Annotated in this window: 8 protein-coding genes and 1 pseudogene; all 9 read right to left on the bottom strand. The window is 72.2% G+C overall.

Translation table 11 applies throughout. The annotated features are described in order from the left end of the window. Positions 1-642 precede the first annotated feature (642 nt). Positions 643-738, bottom strand: a pseudogene (locus M3N57_13185) (translation initiation factor IF-2 N-terminal domain-containing protein). After that, on the bottom strand, positions 735-956 hold the full coding sequence (locus M3N57_13180; protein MDP9023623.1) for a YlxR family protein: 222 nt from the start codon (positions 954-956) through the stop codon (positions 735-737). The pseudogene M3N57_13185 and the gene M3N57_13180 overlap by 4 nt, the downstream one beginning before the upstream one ends. Positions 957-1,063: 107 nt before the next feature. Next, positions 1,064-2,203: a transcription termination factor NusA gene (nusA, locus tag M3N57_13175; protein MDP9023622.1), complete on the bottom strand. Its 1,140-nt coding sequence runs from the start codon at positions 2,201-2,203 to the stop codon at positions 1,064-1,066. Positions 2,204-2,255: 52 nt separating this feature from the next. Next, positions 2,256-2,726 (bottom strand): ribosome maturation factor RimP, encoded by a 471-nt coding sequence (locus M3N57_13170; GenBank protein MDP9023621.1) that lies wholly within the window; start codon positions 2,724-2,726, stop codon positions 2,256-2,258. A gap of 231 nt (positions 2,727-2,957) precedes the next feature. Then, on the bottom strand, positions 2,958-3,560 hold the full coding sequence (locus M3N57_13165) for a hypothetical protein (protein ID MDP9023620.1): 603 nt from the start codon (positions 3,558-3,560) through the stop codon (positions 2,958-2,960). Positions 3,561-3,579: 19 nt separating this feature from the next. Beyond that, positions 3,580-4,725: a flavodoxin-dependent (E)-4-hydroxy-3-methylbut-2-enyl-diphosphate synthase gene (gene ispG / locus M3N57_13160; protein MDP9023619.1), complete on the bottom strand. Its 1,146-nt coding sequence runs from the start codon at positions 4,723-4,725 to the stop codon at positions 3,580-3,582. Between the two features lie 105 nt (positions 4,726-4,830). Next, on the bottom strand, positions 4,831-6,486 hold the full coding sequence (locus M3N57_13155) for an RIP metalloprotease (protein ID MDP9023618.1): 1,656 nt from the start codon (positions 6,484-6,486) through the stop codon (positions 4,831-4,833). Between the two features lie 72 nt (positions 6,487-6,558). Continuing rightward, entirely contained in the window at positions 6,559-7,752 is a 1,194-nt protein-coding gene (gene dxr / locus M3N57_13150) for a 1-deoxy-D-xylulose-5-phosphate reductoisomerase (GenBank protein MDP9023617.1), read from the bottom strand. Between the two features lie 6 nt (positions 7,753-7,758). Next, positions 7,759-8,637: phosphatidate cytidylyltransferase (locus M3N57_13145; protein MDP9023616.1), on the bottom strand; the 879-nt coding region annotated here is incomplete at its 5' end.

The following is an 8,637-nucleotide window of genomic DNA, read 5'->3' as shown; positions in this document are numbered from 1 at the left end:
GGGTGCGGCTGGCCGGCCCGGCGCGCCACGGCCGGGCTCGCTGGGGCGGCGTGTGGGAGCAGGGCGGACGGGCGGTGGGATCGAGCGGCGACCCGATCCCTCCTGCGGCATCCGGGATTCGACCACGCGACGGGCACGCGGCACGTTCCCGGTGACGCTCGGTGGCGGGGGCGCTCCGGGCATCCGCACGCCAGGCGGGGTGGGACGCGGTGCCTCACCCGCCGGAGCGGGTGGCGGCGGGGCGCCGGGCATCCGCGCGGCCGGGGCCTGCGGTTCGGCGGTGGGTGTGCGGGCGGCCGGGGCCTGCGGCTCGGGGGCCGGGGCGGTCGCAGGTTCCTCGATCGGCGCGGCCGGCGCCGGTTCTGCGGGGCGTTCTGGCGCCTCGACGGTCGGTGCCGCCGCGGCGGCCACCGCCGCCTCGCCCTGCTCCTGGGCTTCCTGCTGTGCCCGCAGGTGTGGCGGCAGGACCTTGGCAGCCTTCTTCCGCTCCGGCGCACCGACCGCGGACAGGTCGAGCTCAGCCAGCCGCCGTGCCTCCTGCTGGCGGCGCCGCTCCTCCTCATCGTCCTCGGTGGTGCGTCGGCCCAGCGATTCACGGAACCGCTGAGCGTCACCGAGCGTGATCGACGAGGAGTGGCTGGATGCCTCGATGTCGAGCTCGGTCAGGCGACGCAGGACCTCTTTGTTGGCGAGGCCGGTCTCCCGGGACAGCTCGTAGACTCTGATGGTGTTACTCACTCGGGATCTCCTCCCGTCCGCACCGCCGCGTCCAGCGCGGCCAATGCGTCCTCAACGTCGTGCTGATCTGCGCCTCTGAGCCCCTGCCGGACGGCACGCGCTCCGCGGCGGGTCGCCGCCGCCACGCAGGCCGGGTCGGGGCACAGGTAGGCGCCCCGGCCGGGAAGGCGTTGACTGTCATCGACGCGTACACCGGCCGGGTCGCGCACGATCCGCACCAGCTCCTGCTTGGGTCGCGTACGCCGGCACGCGACACACGTCCGCATCGGTGTGTGCGACACGGCGGCCTCGTGTCTGCTAACGCGTCGGACTGCTCGACCCTTCCTCACGCGGTCTTGCTCGCCTCGCTGTCCTCGTCGAGGACCCGCTGGCGGGCCGAGTCGGCCGCCTCCTGCGCAGCGGCGATCGCCGCCTGTCCCTCCTCGCTCAGCGGTCGGCCGTACTCGTCCACCAGCCCGGCCTCGAAGGCCTCCTGGAACGCGCGCTGCTCCTCGGCGAACTGCGATTCGTTCTTGATGTCGATCCGCCAGCCGGTCAGACGCGCCGCCAGGCGGGCGTTCTGCCCCTCGCGTCCGATCGCCAGCGACAGTTGGTAGTCGGGGACCACCACGATCGCGGTGGCCTCCTCCGGGTAGAGGTAGACGTCGGTCACCTTCGCGGGTGACAGCGCGTTGGCGACCAGCCCCTCGGGCTCGTCCGCCCACGGGATGATGTCGATCTTCTCGAGGCCCGCGTTGTGCAGCTCCTGCATCACCGCCCGCACGCGCGAGCCTTGCGGCCCGACGCACGCGCCGACCGGATCGACCGCCGGGTCGTTGGAGCTGACCGCGACCTTGGTGCGGTGCCCGGCCTCGCGGGCGATGCCGCGGATCTCGACGATCCCCTCCTCGATCTCGGGGACCTCCAACGCGAACAGGGCCGCCACGAACGCCGGGTGGGTGCGCGACGCCACGATCTGCGCGCCCTTGGGCTGGCGGCGGACCTCGATCACCAGCGCCCGCGCGTGGGTGCCGTGCTGGACGCGTTCGTTGGGGACCTGCTCGCTGTAGGGCAGCAACGCTTGGCTCCGGCCGAGGTCGAGGAGCGTGACGTTGCCCTGCTGGGAGACCATGCCGGTGACGATGTCGCCCTCGCGGCCGACGTACTCGCCGTAGGTCATCTCCCGCTCGGCTTCGCGGAGCCGCTGCAGCAGGACCTGCTTGGCGGTCTGTGCGACGATGCGGCCGAAGTCCTTGGGTTCCTCCCGCCATTCCGAGACGATGTTGCCGTCGTCGTCGAGTTCCTGGGCGTAGAGCGTGATCTCGCCCGACACCCGGTCGACCGCGACGCGGGCCTCGTCGCCGGTGGCCTGGGGCGAACGCTTGTACGCCGACGCGAGCGCCGTCTCGAAGGCTTCCACCACCGTCGCGAAGTCGATGCCCTTCTCACGTTCGATCTGGCGCAGCGCGTCGATGTCGACCTTCATCGTTCCTCCTCTACATCTGGCGGCGTCGCGCACGCGCAGGTCGCCGTGCCGGTCACCACGGCAGCGCCACCCGCGCGTACTGCACGTCGACCAGGGGCACGGACACCGCGGCGTCGTCGACCTCCAGCGTCACCGCCTCGTCGTCCACGGCGACGACCACGCCTGTCAGCTCCGACGGGGACGACGTCTCCGGCCGGGTCACCACCCGCACCGGCCGACCGACGTTGCGGGCGAAGTCGCGGCGGGTGACCAGCGGGCGATCCACTCCGGGGGACGACACCTGCAGGATGTACCGCCCTGGCACGGTGTCGGCCCGGTCGAGCACCACGCCGATGTCGTGCGACAACGTCGCGCAGGAGTCCACGTCGACGCCCTGGTCGGCGTCGACCACCAGCCGCACCAGGCGGCTCCCGGGATGACCTTTGACCTCCACGTCGACGAGTTCGAGCTCAGCCGCGGCAGCGAGGGGTTCCGCGAGGTCGCGGACCTGGGCCTCGAGGGCCGTGTCGCGCTGCGCGGCCATCGCTGCCTCCCCTCTCGTTCGAGGTGCGCTCTCGCACCAACGGCCGGCCCCCGGGGGCCGGCCGTCGCGTGGACGCCTGGTTTCTCGGCCACCTACCGGCCACGGATCCGACATGACGGGGCCGGCGGCGAACCGCAGGAAGTGGGCGACGAGGCGCCCACTTCCGAGCGACCCGAGGCTACCAGAGGCGGTGTGGGGCCGCCAGGCTCCGCCCGTCACAGGCCACGGTGGTCACAGCGACTCGCGGTGCACCGCCGCGTCAACCGCGATGGCACTGGCCACCACCAGCGGGGCCACGTCAGGACCGGGATCGCGTGTGATCTGCAGCCGGTAGCGGTCGACCACGCCGGTCGTGGTGGGGACGTCGTCGCGGCCGCGGACGATCACGGCGAGCTCTTCTCCGTCGGCGTCCTGGATGGTGAACGCCTCCTCGTGCCACGAGTCCGCCTCGACCTGCGCGACGGTCTCGTCCCCCACGTGGACGGTGAGGCGGATCTTGCCGACGATGTTGCGCTGGGCGATGCGCCCCAACTCCGCGCCCGACCCATCGAGCACGATCAGTTCCGGGGCGAACCGGCGACCGGCCCGTTGCAGGGCGAACAGGACCGTGTCGTCGGGGGCGTGGACCACCAGCCGGACCCGCTCGGTCCCCAGGTCGGTGAACAACCGTCCGACCTCGTCGACGCCGGGTTCGCCTTCCAGGCGCACGACCCCGACCGTCTCGCCGTCGCGATCGACGATGTCGTACTGCGTCATCGGGTCGCGGACAGACGTGCGGTGCCGGAAGTCCAGCTGACGCAAGCGACCCAGATCGAGGGAGTCGGCGGGATTCAACGGCTGTCCTCCCCGGGCGTCAGCTGATCACCCGCGCCGCGCCGGAGCCGCGTTCGGCCCGGACCTCGTCCGCCAGTTCCTGGGCGAAGTGCACGAGCGCTTCGACGATGTCGTCCTCGCGGACGGTGGCGATCACCTCACCGTGGCGGATGATCTGTCCCTTGCCACGCCCGGCGGCCACGCCGATGTCGGCCTCCCGCGCCTCGCCGGGGCCGTTGACCACACATCCCATCACCGCCACACGCAGCGGCACGTCGAGGGTCTGCAGCTCGGCCTCGACCGACTCCGCCAGGGTGTACACGTCGACCTCGGCCCGGCCACACGACGGGCAGGCGATCAGTTGCAAGCCTCGCGCTGCGCGCAGGTGCAGCGACTCCAGGATGGCGATCCCGGTCTTGACCTCCTCCACAGGGTCGGCGGACAACGACACGCGGATGGTGTCGCCGATCCCCTCCGCGAGCAGCGCCCCGATCCCCACGGACGACTTGATGTTGCCGACCTTGGGGGTGCCCGCCTCGGTCACGCCCAGATGCAGCGGGTAGTCACAGTGCTCCGCCAGCAGGCGGTAGGCCTGGATCATAACCCACGGATCGGAGTGCTTGACCGACACCTTGATGTCGAAGAAGCCGACGTCCTCCAGGAGTCGCGCCTCCCCGAGGGCCGCCTCGACCAGGGCCTCGGCGGTGGGACCGCCGTGCTTGTCCAGCAGCCAGTCCTCGAGCGAACCGCCGTTGGCGCCGACCCGGATGGGGATGCCTGCCTCCCCCGCCAGGCGGCCGATCAGCGCGACCTTGTCGTGCTTGTGGATCGTGCCCGGGTTGATCCGCACCCCCGCGCACCCGGCCTCGATCGCGCGGACCGCGTACTTCCACTGGAAGTGGATGTCGGCGATCACCGGGATGCGGCTCTTGGCGGCGATCGCGGCGAGCGCGTCGGCGTCGTCCTGACGGGGGCAGGCGACCCGGACGATGTCGCACCCCGCGTTCTGCAACGCCGCGATCTGCTGCAGCGTGGCGTCGATGTCGTGGGTGGGGGTCGTGGTCATCGACTGAACCGACACGGGGGCACCCCCGCCGACCGGGACGCAACCGACGTCGATGCGTCGGCTGGCGCGCCGGGCCGGCGCGTCGCCGGAGCGCGCAGCTTGGGCGGGGAGGAGGGGCAGATCGCGGTTCACGCCGACTCCTGAAAGGTCGCGGTTCACGCTACCGCACGTGACCTGGGGCGGCCGGGTGGCGACCGGTGACGGGCATGACCTGCCGGTGGCCGATCAGTCCGGTAGCCGCAGCGGGTTGGTGATGTCCAGGACGATCAGCGCGAGCGCCACCATCCCGACCAGCACGATCACGGGGATGGCGATCGCTGTGACGGTGCGCGGGTCGACCCGGTAGTCGGCCGGCAGGCCACGCACGCCACGGACGGCGTTCACGCCCCGTTCGACCGCGAGGACGGCGAGGTGGCCGCCGTCCAAGGGCGGGAGCGGGATCAGGTTGAACACGCCGATGAACACGTTGAGCGACGCCAGCAGACCCAGCAGGAAGAACGCCCCCGCGACGGCGGTGCCTTCGCCGGCGATCATGGTGATGCCGACCAGCGAGGCGCCTCCCTCCAGGCCGCGTTCAGCGCCGCCTAGCTGGCGGAAGATCGCCCCGATGCCCTCGGGTCCGAAGACCCCACCCAGGGCCCGGATCGTCCCCACGAACAGGGCCGGGAAGCTGCCCTCACCGACGAACGTCTCGCGCAGCGCCCCGACCGCGCCGAGGTCCTGGTGCGCGGGGACGAACCCGGCCAGGCCCGACACCAGTTGTGCGAGCTCATCGAGGGCACCGGCCGGGACGGTGAGGGTCACCTCGCGGACGTCGCCGGGCTCGTCGCCGAGCCGTTGCACCGTGACGTCCACGGTGCCACGCACCCCAGCCGGAGCGATGTCGGATCGGCCCGACACCTCCTCGCCGGCGACGCTGATGATGCGGTCGCCGGGCTGCAGACCGGCATCGGCCAGGACGGAGCCCGGCGGCAACTGGCCGACCACCAGCGCGGTCGTCAGAGTCAGCTGACGTCGGGTGCCGTCGCGGCGCTCGACGGCCAGTGTGATCGGTTCGCCGGCGTGGGCCTCGATGCGACGCTTGGCGTCGGGGAAGGTCTGCACGGGGTGCCCGTTGACCGCGACGATCCGGTCGTCGGCTTGCAGGCCGGCGGCCGCGGCCGGTGAGTCGGGCAGGACCTGGCGGACGACGGGAACCGGCTGGATCCCGAACGCCCAGAACGCCACCAGCAGCAGGACGATGGCCTGCAGGAAGTGCATCGTCGAGCCAGCCGCCAGGACCACCGCCCGCTGCCACGCCGGCCGGTCGTGGAAGAAGCGCCCGTCGTCGCCGGACAGGACCCGGTGGCGCAGGTCCCCGACCCGGCCGGTGTCTTCGAGGCGCGTCGCCGCGATCGCCGTGAAGGCACGGGCGGCCTCGGCAGCGCTGGCGTCGGAGCCCACCTGCCGGCGGGTGTCGGTGACCAGCGCCTCGCGCTCGGCGGGCGGAACGCCGCGCTGCGCGAGCTCCTCGTCGAGGCGCTCCCACGTCGCGGCAGGCACCGCCTCGACCTCGTCGAGCGGTCGGCGCTCGGTCTCTGCGGTGGCGCGTCGATCGGCGGCGATCGCGTCACCGTCGAACACCGCTTCTGCGATCGGCCGCTGCCGCGATTCGCCGATCGACATGCCCGCGATCCGGACGAACCCGCCCAGCGGGAACCACTTCACGCCGTACTCGGTCTCGCCGCGGCGCGTGGACCACAACGTGGGCCCGAACCCGATGAAGAACCGCTCGGCACGCATGCCGAACCAGCGGGCGGTCACGAAGTGACCCCACTCATGCAGACCGATCGCGATCGTCACCGCGATCACGAAGAGCACGCTGCCGATCCAGGTCGCCACTTGTTCCTTCTCTGTGCTCGGTGACGCCTCGCCGGCGGCGATGCGCGTCGCTAGCGCGAGCCTGGGTCGCCGCTACAGCGCGGTGGCGCCGCACAGTTCGTCGGCGCAGGCGCGGGCCCAGCCCTCGGCGTGGAGAACGTCGTCGAGGGTGACGTTCGTTCCCTGCGTGTGGCCGCGGTGGCGGTCGAGGACCTGCTCGACCACCCGATCGATGTCCAGGAACCCGATGCGCCCGTCCAGGAAGGCCGCCACCGCCTGTTCGTTGGCGGCGTTGAGCACCGCCGGGAACGTGCCACCGAGCCGCCCGGCCTCCTCGGCGATGGACAGCAGCCGGAACGTGTCGCGGTCCACCGGCTCGAACTGCAGCTGTGTGGCCCGTCGCCAGTCGAGGGTCGCCGGGGCGTGCGGGAGCCGGCGTGGCCACCCCAACGCGAGCTGGATCGGCAACCGCATGTCGGGTGTCGACAGCTGCGCGAGCGTCGAGCCGTCGATGAACTCCACCATGGAGTGCACCACCGACTGCGGGTGGACGACCACGTCGAGGGCGTCCCATGGCACGGCGAACAGCAGGTGGGCCTCGATCAGCTCCAGGCCCTTGTTCATCAGGGTGGCGGAGTTGACCGTGATCACCGGGCCCATGTCCCAGGTGGGGTGCGCGAGCGCCTCGTCGGGGGTGACGTCGACCAGGTCGTCGCGGCCGCGTCCACGGAAGGGGCCACCGCTGGCGGTCAGGACCAGGCGGGCGACCTCGTCGCGTGCCCCACCGCGGAGGCACTGTGCGAGGGCCGAGTGTTCGCTGTCGACCGGGACGATCGCATCAGGTCGGCCGTCAGCGGCCCGCACGACCAGCGGCCCGCCGACGATGAGGCTCTCCTTGTTGGCCAGCGCGACGCTGTGGCCGGCTTCGAGCGCTGCGAGCGTCGGGAGCAGGCCCTGCGAACCGACCACCCCGTTCAGCACCACGTCGGCCGCTGGGAGCGCGGCCAGCTCGGCGACGCCATCCAGCCCGCTGCGCACCCGCGCGGTCGGCCGTGCGTCGCGGAGCCGGCTGGCGGCGACAGGGTCTGCGACGGCGAGCTCGTCGACACCGAACGCTTCCGCCTGCGCCGCCAGCCGGTCGGTGTCGGACCGGGCGGCCAGACCCACCACCTCGAAGCGGTCGGCGTGGGTGCGCACCACGTCGAGCGCCTGGGTCCCGATCGATCCGGTCGATCCGAGCACGACCACGCGTCGGCGGGTCACGACCGCCCCTCCCGGGTCACGCACCGCTCCTCAACCGACGAGGATCAAGGCGTAGTACCCGGCCGGGAGCGCGAACAGCAGCGAGTCGATCCGGTCGAGGACGCCACCGTGGCCGGGGATGATCCGCCCGAAGTCCTTCACGCCGAGGTCGCGTTTCAACAGTGACTCGGTGAGGTCGCCCAGCACCCCGACCGCCGCGACGATCACGGCGAACAGGAACGCCGTGACGGGATCGAACAGCTCGCCGGTCCCCAGCAACGGCAGGGCCACCGCAGCCACGACCCCGGCCACGGCCATCCCGCCCACGACCCCCTCCCACGTCTTGCCGGGGCTGACCGACGGGGCGACCTGGCGGCGGCCGAACGACGTCCCGACCACGTAGGCGCCGACGTCGCTGACGACCGCTGCCCCGACCGTGGCGAGGACCGCCACCCACCCGTCGACGCCGCGCACAGCGAGGACCACCGCGAACGACCCGAGGAAGGGCACCCACAAGCCGAGCATCACGGTGGCCGCGATGGTGCGGAACACGTCGGTGCGTTGGGGATCGGCCAGCTCCCACGCCACCGCCAACAGGAACAGCGTCACCAGCCCCACGACCAGACCGCCGGTTCCGGCGCGGTAGGCGCCGACCACGAAGATCAACGCGGCCACCAGGATCACCGGGACGGCGACGTGCACCCCCCGCTCACGACAGACAGCGGCCGCCTCGCCGATGCCCACCAGGATCAGGAACGTCACCAGAGCGGCGAACGCCGCCGGGTGGGTGAACAAGGTCACGAGGAACAGCAGGGTCAGGAACGTCCCAGCCGCGACCGCGACCCGCACGTCGCGATCGCCGCGGCGCCGCCGCCGACGCTGCTTCGCGGATGGGCCCGCGACCCGCTGCTCCTCGGCGGGGTCCGGCGG

Source organism: Actinomycetota bacterium (assembly GCA_030776725.1).
Classification (GTDB): domain Bacteria; phylum Actinomycetota; class Nitriliruptoria; order Nitriliruptorales; family JAHWKO01; genus JAHWKW01.
The sequence above is the reverse complement of the archived record's forward strand: the minus strand, read 5'-3'. Positions and strand labels throughout refer to the sequence as shown.